Here is a 13,590-nt window from a genome sequence, read left to right as displayed (position 1 = left end):
GTTACTTTGCCTCAGGAAGATCGCGCGAAAGATCCTTGCGCGAAGGGTTATCCAGCTTTTCCTTCGTAGCCCACAAACCCGCAGAAGGCGTGCTGATGTAGAACACTTCCTCGCCATCCGGCATGGTGTTCCAGCCTTCCTTCATCACGGCGGGGTCATAACGCTTCTGCATCTCTTCGCAGTCCGCGTAACCATAACCCACCTGCTCAATCTCTTCCTTCGTGAGATGACCCGGTGCATACGTGATGTGGAATCGGCCTTCGCTGCTGCCGTGAATCAGGTGAGCCACGCCATGCGGAATCTCCTGCATGTCAGCTTCGGTCTTATAGAGAGCAAGCGTGCGCGGCGTTCCCTTGTAGCCATACTTGCGGATCAGCGCATCCACTTCCGGCTGTTCGCCAAAGCGCTCCACCCCCGGCGCAATGATCAGCAACTCGCCACCATCGGCAATCGCCATACGCGTGCGGTAAACAGCCTTGTTCGCTACCCACGTTGCGCGGAACTCATCCGCCTGCATCACCGCAACAACCTTCTTGATCGGCTTATCAAACAGCGTAATGTTCTGTTCGCGGCTCTGCTTTGCAGCTTGCAGATACGTGTCCAGATCATCGCCCACAAAAATGCCGCTGGTCACCAGCTTGTTATCCGCATCACGCTGCATGACGATTTGCAGATACACATCAGGAAGATTCCGCAGATGCTCGTTCTCGCTCCAGTTGTAGCAGGCGCGCAGCGGAGTAATCAGGCAGCCAAGATTGTTCTCAATGCCATACACCGCAGCCGCAATGTGCGACGCGCAGATGGTGTCCTTGCCGCCAAGACCGATGTAGTAGTTCTTGTTGTGGTTCGCGAAGCCAAGCACTTCATGCGGCACCACGTGGCCCACGTTGATGATCAGGTCCCACTGCTCGTCCATGAGCTTGCTGTTCAGATCAACGGGAATGTCCCAGTCTGCAGCGCCATCGGTGGTGTCCTTCACCAACGCAGCAGGAATGTTCGCAACTTTGGTTACACCATTGCGCCAGTCATGCGGGAAGATACGGTCATTCGGAATCGATCCGAACATCCACTTGTTCTCTGCCTCGGTGTGCGGCACATGCTGGCCCAGCGTGGGAATCACTTCCACATGCGCGTCAGGCAGCGCGTTGTAAAGATACTCAGTGATCCAGCCAGCGCCAGAGTGTGCGCGAGTAAGATCAGGCGGCAGCAACAGAACGCGCTTCAGATCCTTGTTGATGCGTGTACGCGCTTCGCTCAAAAGGCGATCGCAGGCTTCCTTAATCTGTGCGTCCGAGACGTGCGGTGCTTGTACGGTAAACCAGGCCACGATGTTCTTCCTTCAGCGGCGAATGCCGCACTTTCCAAACGGATTAAGAGAGACTCGGTTGCACCCGAGTCCCTTCAAAATTGAATCTTTCTTCGCAATACGAAACGCTGAAGAAAGAGGTTCCCTCTATCCCACGAACAGGTGCTTGATGTGACGGTCGAAAAGATTCGTCGTTACATTCCGCGCCACAACTTCCTCATTCGCTTCCAGCGCATCAATGTAGCGGTTGCCCATCTTCGCTGCCACCTTGAAACCAACATGCAGAAGCTGGCGCAGGTCGGGGTTGTACTGCGGATCACCCTCAACATGGCGCAGCGCGCGCACATACTGCTCGCTCGTCCATCCGTTCACCGTCTCCGGTGTCGGCAGGTTTTCCGTCTTGATATCGATCACTGTGGAATACGGAGCGCAAAGCTCATCCGCATGCGCAAATGCTTCTGCGTACACTTCTTTCGCCAGCACCAGCGCATCACCGCCTGCTTCCGCCAGGCCAATCAACTCTTCCAGCCAGGTGGTGCCAGCAGTCTTCACGTGAACACCCGCGCCGGTATCCTTCAGCGCCTTGCGGATCGGTTCATAGATGCTGAACTTGTCAGAGCCAGAGTGAACACTCAGCTTCAGGTTCGCGGGCAGGCCATACGTCTTCACTGCATATGCAATGGTGGCAATGTCCTCGCGGAATTCCTTCTCAAACTGCGCCACATCGCCCACGTAATCCACGCCCTTGTTGAAACGGCCTGTGAACTTCGGAGCAATCGTCTGGATGGGCAGCTTCTCATCCGCAATCGCGGCCAGGATAATCAACAGCTCCGGCGGCGTCTGTGGATTGTCGGTCTCATCCATTGAGATCTCAGCAACGAAATCCTCAGAGCCCTTCTTTGCCACCACTGCCTTGTAGATCGCAGCAGCCTCCTGCACAGCAGCAAGGAAGGTCTTCGCCGTCTTCTCGACAAATGCCTTGTCCAGCGAAAACGGCTTCTCAATTCCCGGAATTGCAATCTCGCCAATCAACTCCGGATGACGCGCCACAAACTTCGCGATCTCATTCTCATCACTCTTCTGACCAATGTTGTCCGCCACGTCCAGCGTGAAGAAATCACACGGTACAACGAAGCGCTCATAGGTCTTCAGATTGATGTGATCGGCATCAGCGAAGTAAGGCTTCGTCCATCCCAGTTCCTTCACCGCAACATCAATCGCAGCGCGCGTCTGGCTGGGTTCCGAACCAATGATCAGGTGCTCACGGTTGGACTTGTTCCAAACAGGCGTAATGTCCGCACCGGCCTCAGCGGCCATGATGCATGCCTGCAACTGCGCCTTTGCCTGATGTGCAAAACGATCGCCCATACCGAGCGAAAATTTAGGTAGCTGCATAATTCCTCTCTTGGCCGTTCAGCTTTTAGCCTTTAGCTCTTGTTGTTGGCGCATTCTCATTCGCACCGTGTTCAAAATATTTCCTTCTACTGCACTCTTAGCTGAGAGCCAAAGCCAACAGCTAGAAGCTTTACTGATTCACACCACTCGCCAGGAAGCCACCATCCACCACAATCGTGTGGCCATTGGTGAAGCTGGCGGAATCGCTGGCAAGATAAATCGCAGCGCCCACAAGCTCTTCCGTCTTACCGAAACGATCCATCGGGCAACGCATGCGCAGTTCCTGTCCACGCGGCGAACCATCCAGCAGCGCCGCGTTCAACTCAGTGCGGAACACACCCGGCGCAATGCCGTTGACCGTCACGCCATGCTTGCTCCACTCCACTGCAAGCGAACGCGTCAGCGAAAGCACAGCAGCCTTGCTCGCCGCATAGCCCGCAACCTCGCTCAGCGCAACGAAGCTGTTCAGAGAAGCAATGTTGATGATGCGGCCATACTTCTGCTCAATCATCTGCTTGCCAAACACCTGGCAGCTACGCAGCATCCCGGTCAGATTGGTGTCCATAATCTGGTTCCACTCTGCTTCCGGATACGTCAGCGTGGGCTGGCGCTTGATGATGCCCGCAGAGTTGATCAGAATGTCGACCTTGCCAAACTCCTTCAGCACAGCGGCCAACAAAGCTTCCACCTGCGCGCGATCTGTCTGATCGCACGTCTGACGGATAGTTTTGCGACCTATCGATTCAATCTCGGCGGCAACTTCATTCACCTGCTCAGCGCGACGACCGGTACTCACCACATCCGCACCAGCCTGTGCCAAACCAATTGCCATGGCACGGCCAATGCCGCTGGTGCCACCAATTACAACCGCCACGCGGCCTTCCAAACTCAAAGGATGCTTCATGCTCCCAACCTCTCACTGGTAACAGGTACGTCCGCTCGGCGCAGGCCGGGCGCGAAAATCTGCAGGCACACAAACGCCACCATATAGATGGAACCCGCAAGAACAAACAGGCTGTTATAGCTACCGGTCACTTGCAGAATGCGTCCTGCGGATACCGAAAGCAACGTGCCCAGCACCGAACCCACCATGCCTGCCAGTCCCACAACGGAGCCGACTACGCTGTTCGGAAACACATCCGATGCGCAGGTATACACATTGGCGCTCCAGCCCTGGTGTCCCGCAGTTGCAAGGCTCAGCAGGGCCACGGCAGTCCACATGTTGTTCACGTGGTGGATGTACAGCATGGGCAGCGAGAACAGTGCGCATACAAACATGGCACCATAACGCGCTTTCGATCCATGAAGGCCAAACTTCTCAAACAGCGCGGGCAGCCAACCACCCAGGATGCCGCCAATGGTGGACACAACGTAGACCGTCATGATCGGCAGTCCAAGATTCTTCAGGTCCACGTGAAAACGCGAATCCAGATAGCCGGGAATCCAGAACAGATAGAACCACCAAATGGGATCGGTCAGGCCCTTGCCCAGCACAATGCCCCATGTCTGGCGATACGTCAGCAGCTTCAGCCACGGAATGTTCGCCGCATCCATCTGCGCAGCGTTCTCTTCGTAGATGTGGCGCAGCTCTTCGCCTGTCAGCGTCGGGTGATCCGTGGGCTTGCGATAGTAGACAGACCACCAGATGATCCAAGGCAAACCGACCAGGCCTGTGAAAAGAAACGCGGCATGCCAACCGTAATGAATGGTGATCCACGGAATCGTAAGCGGGCAGATGATCGCACCTGCCGTTGCACCCGCGTTGAAGATGCCGGTTGCCAGCGAACGCTCGCTGCGCGGGAACCAATCTGCAACCGTCTTGATCGCAGCAGGAAAGTTGCCAGATTCACCAAGGCCAAGCGCAACTCGTGCAATACCAAAGCCGGTGACAGTGCTGACAAATGCATGTGCCAATGCAGCCAGGCTCCACAGCGCCATCACCAGGCTGTAGCCCAGACGCGTGCCCACCTTGTCAATCAATCGCCCCACACCCAGCAGGCCAACCGCATACGCCACCTGGAACATGGCGATTACGTTTCCGTAGCCCTCTTCGCTCAGCCCAATCGAATGCTGCAGCGTTGGCTTCAGGATGCTGAGGACCTGGCGGTCCATATAGTTGATTGTGGTTGCCACAAACAGCATGGCGCAGATTGTCCAGCGGACATTCCCCACGTGCGTCCGGCGTTGGCCGGGCGACAGGTCTGCAGTCGGTTCCAAGGGGCTCACTCGCGCTCCGAATAAGGGCGTTCAGGTATGCCGGACAAGCTTACAGCGAATTGCGTGCCATTGGCACGCCCTTTATAAAAACGCTTCGATAAAGATATCAGGCTGCAAGTGGTCTGACCACTCTGTATGTGTACGCCTGCCCGCGAGCCACTGTCAAACCTTTTAAGCACAATCGGCTTCCCAATGCCTCGTTCTATGTGCAGAATGGGTGCTGACCATGTCGAACACCGCTTCCCGTCCCCCAGCCGCCGACCGCCAGACCGCCATGCGCGTGGTGGAACGTATCCGCGAGGCACTAGAGGACGGCACCTGGAAGCCCGGTGACAAGCTGCCTCCCGAACGCGAATTCGCCTCCACGCTCGGCATCAGCCGCTCCAGCCTGCGTTCCGGCCTGGGCTATCTCGCGGCCATGGGGCTGTTGCAGGTGCGGCATGGTGTGGGCGCATTCATCTCGGAAGCTCCCACGCAGTTCGGCGCAGCATCGCTGCCGTTTCTTGATGCCCTGCACGGCTACGACATACATCAGTTGTTTGAGGCGCGCCGCATTCTCGAAGGCCACATCGCATCGCTCGCCGCGGAACGCACCACTGAGCGACACCTGCAGCAGATGGCCGAAGAGTTGGAAGAGATGGAAGCCTCCATCGACCAGCCGCACGAATACCTCATCCACGATGTTCGTTTCCACCGCATCGTCGCGCAGGCCGCAGGCAATTCCATCCTGGCCGCCATCATGGAAAGCCTGACCGGAGCGCTATACGAAGTGCGTCGCTCCACCACCGAACAGATCGCTGATCTGCACGTGACAACAAAATTCCATCGCGATATCTACCGCGCCATTCGCAGCGGCAACTCGCGCACTTCACGCGCCGCCATGGAAAAGCATCTGACCAACGCAGAAGCCGACGACGACCTGCCTCCAAAACCCAAGGCAAGAAAACGTTCCGTAAAGTCCAAAACCAAAACATCTGCCACTGCCCGAAGCTGAAAGCGGGTGCTCCAGGGTTCGCGCAGCTAACCTCGGCAGCGTGCAAAGCACGCTCAGGCGCACGCAGTGCGTCCAGCGAAGCTCATACGATTCGAAGAATCGTCATCCTGAGCGAAACGAAGTGAAGCCGAAGGACCTGCATTCTTTTGTGCTCTCTGCAATGCCTCATGGAGTGCAATCAGCTCTTCACGTTTCCACTGATAAGGCTGCACAGGTTTTCCAAGATTTTCCACAGGATCGAGCCATGTCGGATTCAACGATTGAATCAGAGCGAGCTTCTTTACACGACGCCAGCCTTTGAGTTGTTTTTCACGGGCGATAGCAACAATCGGACCATCGAGGATTTCGATTTGTGGTCATGCCGATGTACAGAGTGAGGCTTCGGCTGGCCATGATGTATACATAGGTTTCTTTGGACATAGGCTTTCTGGAGCATTCTGGATCCGTGAAAAGAATGCAGGTCCTTCGACTACGCTACGCTTCGCTCAGGATGACGATACATAGCCGAAACAGCGAGGGCGCGGCCAAAGCCGCGCCCTTCTCTGCAAAATCCAATTGCCTATAACCGGTAAGCCTTCTTCACCAGATTCACCGTCAGATCCTGCGCCAGTTCAAAAGCCTCATCTTCTTCAATGCGGTGTTCCGCCACCAACCGCGCCAGGAAAGCGCAGTCAACACGCCGAGCCACATCGTGTCGTGCCGGAATGCTCAGGAACGCGCGCGTGTCGTCGTTGAAGCCAACCGTGTTGTAGAAGCCTGCGGTTTCCGTAGCGGTTTCGCGGAAACGCATCATGCCTTCGGGGCTATCGTGGAACCACCACGGCGGTCCCAAACGCAGCGCAGGATAGTGCCCGGCCAGTGGCGCAAGCTCGCGGCTGAACGCAGTCTCATCCAGCGTGAACAGGATCACGGTCAGGTTTTCCTCATTGCCAAACAGATCCAGCATCGGCTGCAGCGCATGCACGTAGTCCGTGGCGGTAGGAATATCCGCACCCATGTCGCGGCCAAACTTCTCGAAGATCACCTGGTTATGGTTGCGCATGCTGCCCGGATGAATCTGCATCACCAGGCCGTCTTCCACACTCATGCGCGCCATCTCCGTCAGCATCTGCGCACGGAAAACCTCTTCATCATCCTCATCCGCTTCGCCGCTCAGAATCACATCGAAAAGCTGCGCGCACTCTTCCGGATCAAGGTCCGCAGTCCGCGCCGTCGGATGTCCATGATCGGTTGCCGTCGCACCCAGTGACTTGAAGAATGCACGGCGATTCCGCAGCGCATTCAGATAGCCTTCCCACGTCTCCGTGTTCTCGCCGGTGATCTCACCCAGCTTGGCAATGTTCTCGCGGAAGCCAGCAAACTCAGGATCGACAACTGAATCCGGACGGAACGTAGGAACAATGCGCCCTTTCCAATCGCCCTTACGCAGCGTCTGAATATCCGTCAGCGGATCAATCGCAGAGTCAGTCGTTGCCAACACATCAATCTTGAAGCTCTCAAACAAAGCACGCGGACGGAACTCCGGCGTCTGCAGCTTCTCGGCAATCGTGTCGTAATACAGATCGGCGGTCTTCGGAGACAGGCGCTCGGTCAAACCAAACTGTTCCTGAAACGCATAGTCCAGCCACAGGCGCGAAGGTGTTCCGCGAAACAGGTAGTAGTGGTCCGCGAAAATCTTCCAAACCTTGCGCGGATTTTCAATGACCGCCTTGCCAATCTCCAGGTCTTCCAGCTTCACGCCCTGGCTGTACAGCATGCGATGGACATAATGGTCCGGCTGGATGAACAGCTTTGACGGATCAGGGAATGCCTCGTTCGTGGCAAACCATCCGGCCTGCGTGTGTCCATGCGGGCTTACGATCGGCAGATCGCGCACCGTCGCAAACAGGCGTTGTGCAATGGAACGAGTGGTCGGGTCTGCCGGAAAAAGGCGGTCATCGTGCAGCAGCGGCATGCTGGTGGTCCTCCTGGAATGTTCGCGGCGGCAAGCTCGCCATCACGCGGGCCATACCATCATCCTCTCAAAAACGTTTCGATACAAACAGAACCGATTTTGTAGAAAACGATGGTGGATCATAAAGCCATGCCTAACCATGAGGAAACCGTCGTCCGCCAGCAACTCCGTGCCCTGTTTGACACTGCCGTAGCGGCCGCCAACCCTCATATCGTCGTAGCGCCTTCCCTTCCGAAACCGCCTAAAGGGCGCTGCATCGTCGTGGGAGCAGGCAAAGCCTCCGCCGCCATGGCTGCCGCCGTGGAAGAGGCATGGCCCAACGTCCCCATGGAGGGCGTCGTCGTCACGCGCTACGGACACGCAGTTCCCACACGCCACATCCGCATCGTGGAAGCCTCGCATCCTGTACCCGACGCAGCCGGGATGCAGGCCGCGGAAGACATCCTCGCCGCCGTCCAGAATCTCTCGCCCGACGACCTGGTGCTGGCGCTCATCTCCGGTGGCGGATCAGCCCTGCTGACGCTGCCCGTCGACGGCGTCACCCTCGCAGACAAACAAGCTGTCAACGCAGCCCTGCTGGCATCCGGCGCTCCCATCCACGCCATGAACACCGTGCGCAAGGCGCTCTCCCGCATCAAGGGCGGCAAGCTGGCACAAGCCGCCGCACCCGCTCGCGTCGTCACGCTCGTAATCAGCGACGTCCCCGGCGACGACCCGGCCATCATTGCCTCCGGCCCCACCGTCCCTTCCGCCACAACCGCTGCCGACGCGCTCCGCATCATCCGCGAATACAGCATGGAAGTCCCGGCCAGCGTGCTGCGCGTACTCGCATCGCAAAGCGAAGAAGCCCCCAAAACCTTCGAGGCAGACGTCCGCATGATCGCCTCGCCGCTCCAGGCATTGCAGGCAGCAGCCGCCAAAGCAAAAGAATTTGGCTGGAACCCACTGATCCTGGGCGACGCCATCGAAGGCGAAAGCGCACAGCTCGGCACCGTGATGGCAGGCATCGCCGCATCCGTACGCCACAACGGACACCCCATCGCCAACCCCGCGGTCTTGCTCTCCGGCGGCGAAACCACGGTGACACTCGGTCGCGAGAAGCCCGGTCGCGGTGGCCGAAACACTGAGTTCCTGCTTTCGCTCGCCATCGCATTGAAGGGCGGACCCGGCACCTACGCCATCGCAGGCGACACAGACGGTATTGACGGCTCAGACGACGCGGCTGGCGCCATCGTGACCCCCGACACGCTCACCCGTGCCAGGGACACATCCGCCATCGCAGCCGATTTTCTACGCCGTCATGACAGCTATTCCTTCTTCGCCACCATCCACGATCTGGTCATGACCGGCCCCACTCTCACCAACGTGAATGACGTCCGCGCGGTGCTGATTCTTTGAAATCGGCTGGTCTGACCTCTCGACCGATTTGATTCGATTCAGTCCTTTTGTCGACAAAAAACCACATTCCGCTCGCCCACCGCGCGCGAGCAGGTTCGTATACGAGAACCTCCCGAAAAAAGCTCCAAAAAGCATGTTTCTTTTCTTCATTTCGGTGTGATATAAGTCCCGCCGTCGAAGAGAGCTCCGTTTATTTGCACTGAAAGTTCACCGCTCTGCCGGGGAAGAGGTGCATCGGGCGGTGTTCCAGCGGCAAAAAAATATCGCGGATTTTGAATCGTCTCAAGGCGTACACCAAACTTCCGCGTAAACGCTGTCATAGTGCTGCAAACGGAGAGGCCAACATCACCATGCATGGACCACACAAGAACATAGGACCCTGCGTCCCCGCACCGGACTCCGGAACGACGAAGGAGTCCACCTTGAATCCGATCTCCCACAAAGCCATCCTGCGTACGTTCCAACGCAGCGCGTTCGCATTTATGCTCGCGGTCGCGCCTGTCGTTCTGCTTTCCGTGGGTGCACCTTCCGCATGGGGCCAGGCTTCTGCATCCACAGACGCTGCCGGTACCGTTACGGACTCAACCGGTGCAAAGATTCCCGATGCCACCATCCATCTGATCAACAATGGCACCAAGGCCGAGCGAACCACGAAGTCAAACGGCTCCGGCGACTGGTCTATCCCGAACATCCCTCCGGCGAACTACAGCATCCGCGTGGAGAAGGACGGCTTCAAGACCTCCGTCATCCCGTCGCTGGACATTCAGATTGGCCAGACCGCCAATGGTTCGGTCACTCTGGCAATCGGCGGCACCAGCGAAACGGTTGAAGTCACCACGCTCCCGCCGCAGCTTCAGACACAGGAAGCCACTGTCGGTCAGGTCATCGATCAGAAGCAGATCAACGACCTCCCGCTGAATGGCCGTAACGTGTTGCAGCTCGCCACGCTGGCTCCGGGCGTCTCACCCGCTCAGACCGGCCAGACAGGTGCACCGGCCCAGACAGGTTCGCGTTCGCTGTACATCACGGTAGACGGCGGCCGCGGTAACTCCACCAACTACGTGCTCGACGGTACGTATGTCCGTTCCGTGCGTTTCAACAACATGTCGCTGCAGCCGAACACGGACACCCTGCAGGAGTTCAACCTTCTCCGCTCTACCTTCTCCACGGAGTACGGTCAGGGCCAGGCAGTCGTTTCCATGGTGACCAAGTCCGGCACGAACAGCATTCACGGTTCGGCCTATGAGTTCGCCCGTAACGCGGTCTTTGATGCCCGCGCATATTTCGCACCGACGTACACCACGGTGAACGGCGCACAGCAGTTCAACCCCAAACCTGACTTTTACCGTCATCAGTTCGGTGGCACGGTTGGCTTCCCCATCATTAAAGATCGTCTCTTCCTCTTTGGCGGATATGAAGGTCAGCGGTCGCAGCGTCAGACGGTAAACACGGCACTCTTCCCCACGCAAAGCGAACTCGCCGGCAACTGGACCAGCGTCAGCACAGCTCTGCCGGGATCCACAGGCCCTACCGGTGGATACAGCGGCGTCGTCGGTGGCAAGGTTGGATACACCGCCAGCAATCCCGCCGGATTTAGCGTGACAAACAGGGTTGCGCAGGTTCTCAATCCTACCTACCCTGTCCTGAACAGTGATGCGCTGACGATCAACGGCAACTCGAATTACTCACTGGTACTACCCTTCCAGGACAACTACGACCAGTACACCATCCGCGGGGATGTGACGTGGAACCAGAAGCATTCCATGTTTGGCCGTTACGTCAACTTCGATTCCAACCAGATCAGCCCGACGGCAACCGGAAGTTCCACGGCAAACCCGCTGCTCGGTCGTAACGCCGTCCTCGGCGATACGTATCTCATCACCTCCAAGCTGGTGAATGAAGTCCGTATCGGCTGGAACGAGTTCTACAACATCACTCTTGGCGTGCTGCAAAGCGCAGGCCCCAATGGCAACTGGGCATCCGCCGAAGGTCTCTCGAACCTGACCGCTCTCAGTTCTCCGCGCCAGAACGGTCGCGCCGCCTTCACCATCAACGGATATTCGTCCGTGGGCGATGGTTCGGGTGACCAGGGTGGCCATGAAAACGTCATTAGCATCGGCGATACCCTCTCTGACGTTATTGGCAAGCACACGCTGAAGTTCGGCTTCCAGTTCCAGAACCGCCGTCTCTGGCAGATCGCCGATAACCAGGCACGTGGCGCAGCCACCTTCGACAACTGCACACCCGCAACATACGCTGCGGGATACACGCCAACCGGACCCGATGATCCCAATAACGTGACTTCCGTCGGCAACTGTGCCCTTGGCACCAAGAGCTACTCACTGAACGGAACCACCTACTTCTACAACAAGTTCCAGAACTACGCCCGCGGCATGTGTACATCGGGTTGCAACGGCAATGCCGGTACCACCCTTGGCCACTACCGCGATAACACCTACGGCGCTTTCATCAGCGATACCTGGACGCTCACCCGCAAGCTGACCGCAAACCTCGGTATGCGCTGGGAGTACAACCAGCCCTTCCATGAGCAGAACCAGCTCGAAGGCTCACTCGACCCCGGAACCGGTAAGATCACCTTCACCAAGATCCCGTCCGTCATTCCGGCCGCCTACCTGCCGTACATCGATACCACCCGTACCTATCAGCCCGGCATCATTCAGCCATTTAAGAAGGGCTTCATGCCCCGTATTGGTCTGGCGTATGAAGCTCATCCCGGAACGGTGGTTCGCGCTGGCTACGGCATTTACTTCGATAACCTGAACACCAACGAGCTGCAGTTCACTCGTTACGCTGCTCCGCTGTACTATCAGCAGTCGTTCAACAACGTGTTCACCAACCAGCTTTATCCGGATCCCACAACGTCGACGATTCTTCCAGCGCCGTTCTCAATCTTCCCGTTCAACAAGCAGCCGCTCACACAGGAGTGGAACGCCAGCCTGCAGCAGGATCTGGGGCACGGCGTGTTGCTGGAAATGGCATACACCGGCAGCAACTCCCACCACATGTGGAAGCGCTATGACCAGAACATGTACATCCAGTATCCGTACGTGATTCCAACCAACCTCACCGTACGTCCCTTCCCGCAGTTTGGCGCCGGTATTCTCACCAGCTCCACGCTCGGTTCGGCCAACTTCAACGGCGGCTCCATCAAGATTGAGCAGCGCACCAAGCACGGTCTCTATTACTTGGGCAGCTACCAATGGTCGAAGAACCTGGACAACATCTCCGGTGAAGCCGGTGCGAACGATTCGTCGTACGCCACCACAACTTCCTTCGATCACTCCTACTCGAACTTTGATACGCGTAACCGCGCGGTTATTTCGGGTGGATACGAACTGCCTTTCGGCAAGGGCAAGGCGTTTCTGCAGGGTAAGGTTGGCAATGCCATCCTCGGTGGCTGGAGCCTTCAGCCTGCAGTGCAGCTCCGCACGGGCTATCCGTTCAACGTTTCTGGTTCAGGTTGCTCGTTTGCCAACTACATTGGCTGCCGTGTCTTCCTCGCTCCAGGGCGCACCATCGCAAGCTCTTTCAAGGGAAGCGATCGTGGCATCAGCAACTGGTTTGATCCCACGGCATTCTCGCAATCGCCCACTGCGGCTACCTTCACCGGTACGCCGGGTAATTACACCTCTCTGGCTCGTCCCATCCCGAACCTCCAGGGCTGGGTAACGCGTAACGTTGGCCGCGGTCCCGGAACTGCTGCGTTCGACTTCTCCGGCATCAAGAACTTCGCCATTACTGAGCGGTTCAAGATGCAGATTCGTGCCGAAGCCTACAACATCCTCAACCACCCCATCTTCTCCAACCCCTCAGGCGCACTTGGCAGCCCGACGGCCGTGGGTAAGATCACCGGTACCTCTGCCGACCAGCGCAGTCTGCAGTTCGCGGCCAAGCTGCTGTTCTAAATCATCCACGTCATAACTCCCCGGGGCTTGGCAGAAACTCTGTCAAGCCCCATTTCTTATAACTGTCTCGGAATCAAATGGTTAGGCTTGGCATGTTTTCTGTTCAGCCTCACTACAATAAAAGTAAGTCCTTCATCCGAAACACTTGGCAGCCGCTATCTCTGTGGGAGCGCGTCATCCTGAACGAAGCGAAGCGGACCTGAAGAACCTGCATTCTTCTCTGCCACTTCAATTCCTCATGGACAGCCAAAATAAGCAACTGGTTCTAAAGCAGTCAATCAACCGCTAAGTCCAATGAAAAGACGATTTTGCGTGTAAACCCAATAGAAAGACGATTTTAGCTCCACTTTAAATACTAAGTCCTTTGATAAGACGATTTTAGGAATAAGGGGGGAGGGGG

At 57.1% G+C, this 13,590-nt stretch carries 8 protein-coding genes; 3 read left to right on the top strand and 5 right to left on the bottom strand.

The window, feature by feature from the left end:
* Position 1: 1 nt before the first annotated feature.
* The 4 genes from JAO32_RS14335 to JAO32_RS14320 form a co-directional block, all read right to left on the bottom strand.
* Positions 2 to 1,327, bottom strand: a complete 1,326-nt coding sequence (locus JAO32_RS14335; protein ID WP_334241555.1) for a lactate racemase domain-containing protein — start codon at positions 1,325 to 1,327, stop codon at positions 2 to 4.
* A 126-nt stretch (positions 1,328 to 1,453) separates the two neighbouring features.
* Complete coding sequence (locus tag JAO32_RS14330) at positions 1,454 to 2,701, bottom strand: tagaturonate epimerase family protein (protein WP_334241553.1); 1,248 nt, start codon at positions 2,699 to 2,701, stop codon at positions 1,454 to 1,456.
* Between the two features lie 130 nt (positions 2,702 to 2,831).
* On the bottom strand, positions 2,832 to 3,605 hold the full coding sequence (locus JAO32_RS14325) for an SDR family NAD(P)-dependent oxidoreductase (protein ID WP_334241551.1): 774 nt from the start codon (positions 3,603 to 3,605) through the stop codon (positions 2,832 to 2,834).
* On the bottom strand, positions 3,602 to 4,927 hold the full coding sequence (locus JAO32_RS14320) for an MFS transporter (RefSeq protein WP_334241549.1): 1,326 nt from the start codon (positions 4,925 to 4,927) through the stop codon (positions 3,602 to 3,604). Before JAO32_RS14320 ends, JAO32_RS14325 begins: the two co-directional genes overlap by 4 nt.
* A 217-nt stretch (positions 4,928 to 5,144) precedes the next feature.
* Here JAO32_RS14320 and JAO32_RS14315 point away from each other — a divergent pair, with 217 nt between their 5' ends.
* The gene (locus tag JAO32_RS14315; RefSeq protein WP_334241547.1) at positions 5,145 to 5,912 is read left to right on the top strand and encodes a FadR/GntR family transcriptional regulator; all 768 of its coding nucleotides are present in this window, start codon (positions 5,145 to 5,147) and stop codon (positions 5,910 to 5,912) included.
* A gap of 559 nt (positions 5,913 to 6,471) precedes the next feature.
* Here JAO32_RS14315 and uxaC read toward each other — a convergent pair.
* Positions 6,472 to 7,866: a glucuronate isomerase gene (gene uxaC, locus JAO32_RS14310; RefSeq protein ID WP_334241545.1), complete on the bottom strand. Its 1,395-nt coding sequence runs from the start codon at positions 7,864 to 7,866 to the stop codon at positions 6,472 to 6,474.
* 129 nt (positions 7,867 to 7,995) lie between these two features.
* Between uxaC and JAO32_RS14305 the strand changes: the two genes are divergently transcribed.
* Positions 7,996 to 9,264 carry a glycerate kinase type-2 family protein gene (locus JAO32_RS14305; protein ID WP_334241543.1) on the top strand — a complete coding sequence of 423 codons (1,269 nt, stop codon included), beginning with the start codon at positions 7,996 to 7,998 and terminating at the stop codon, positions 9,262 to 9,264.
* Between the two features lie 422 nt (positions 9,265 to 9,686).
* A complete protein-coding gene (locus tag JAO32_RS14300; protein ID WP_334241541.1) occupies positions 9,687 to 13,190 on the top strand; it encodes a TonB-dependent receptor in 3,504 nt (1,167 codons plus the stop codon).
* Positions 13,191 to 13,590 lie beyond the last annotated feature (400 nt).

The sequence above is a fragment of the Terriglobus sp. ADX1 genome (genome assembly GCF_036877645.1).
Classification (GTDB): domain Bacteria; phylum Acidobacteriota; class Terriglobia; order Terriglobales; family Acidobacteriaceae; genus Terriglobus.
The sequence above is the reverse complement of the archived record's forward strand: the minus strand, read 5'-3'. Positions and strand labels throughout refer to the sequence as shown.